This is a genomic window from Photorhabdus namnaonensis (assembly GCF_001684335.1).
Classification (GTDB): Bacteria; Pseudomonadota; Gammaproteobacteria; order Enterobacterales; family Enterobacteriaceae; genus Photorhabdus; species Photorhabdus namnaonensis.
The window spans coordinates 1-1,190 of record NZ_LOIC01000064.1; the positions used below are offsets into that span (position 1 = coordinate 1).

The window sequence follows — 1,190 nt, forward strand, 5'->3', positions numbered from 1 at the left end:
CTCGCCGACTGGGAACCCGGCCTGCTGGCGGCCCTGGCGGAAAAAGCCGCCATCACCGCCCCCGCAAAGGCGACGACCGCAAACAGGAGCGTTAACCCATGAACTGGCTCTCTCTGCTGCTAAAAAATATCAAAAAACCGGCGAGGCCGCGTCTGCCGCCACTGAAAGCCGCCGCCTCGCTGATACTGGCCCTCCTGCCCTGTATCGCCCTTATCTGGCTGTGGTGGTGGGGTCCCGACTGGCAGTTCAAACAGACCCGCCCGCTGGAAACCCTGTCTGCCCGCTGGCTGGCGACGGTCATCCTCCTCCTGCTGGCCCTGAGCGTTGTCGGGATAAAAATCTGGCGCCGCCTGCGCCAGCTTGAAAAACTCAGGCTGGAAGTGGAACTGAAAACCGTCGATCCGGTGCTGGCCGACATCACCCGTCAGGACAGTTATCTCCATCACTGGAAAGCCCGGCTGCAACGCCATCTGGGGACCCGGGATTATCTCTACCAGCGCCCCTGGTACCTGGTGATGGGCAACACCGGCAGCGGCAAAACCACACTGATTCAGGAAGGCTGCCGGCTGACTGACATTGCCGCGCCGGACACCCTGACCGGGGAAGAGGCGCCGCCCCTGCATTTGCGCTGCTGGCTGGGGGAGAAAGCCGTCATCATTGACCCGGACGGCTTCCTTATCGACCAGCGGTCGCCGCCGGACGCCCCCCAACCTCAACTGCCCGCCCGCTTATGGCAGGCCCTGCTCGCCTGGCTGACCGAAAACCGTCAGCGCCAGCCGCTCAACGGCCTCATCCTGACGGTGGATATTCACCGCTTACTGACCGACAACAAAGCGCAGCGGGAACGGGTTATCGCCGCGCTTCACCTGCGCCTCCAGGATCTGCGGTTAACCCTGCATAATCATCTGCCCTGCTATCTGGTACTGACCAAACTCGACCGGCTGCACGGTTTCAGCGCCGCCTTCCAGTCGCTGGACCGATCGCAGCGGGCGCAGATCCTGGGCGTCACCTTTAGTCTGAATGCGCAGGATGAACACCGCTGGCGCGCTGAGCTGGCGCAGTTCTGGCGCCAATGGATGCAGCAGCTCAACGCGGCCATGCCGGACATGATGCTCAATAAAGTGGATATCAGTCAGCGCAGCCCCCTGTTCAGCTTCACCCGCCAGATACAGGGGCTGCACAGCGCTGTG

1 protein-coding gene is annotated in these 1,190 nt (G+C 62.6%); it reads left to right on the top strand.

Annotated elements, in window-relative coordinates; translation table 11 throughout:
• Positions 1-98 precede the first annotated feature (98 nt).
• A partial coding sequence (locus tag Phpb_RS11665) for a type VI secretion protein IcmF/TssM N-terminal domain-containing protein (RefSeq protein ID WP_276204271.1) occupies positions 99-1,190 on the top strand: 1,092 nt, incomplete at its 3' end.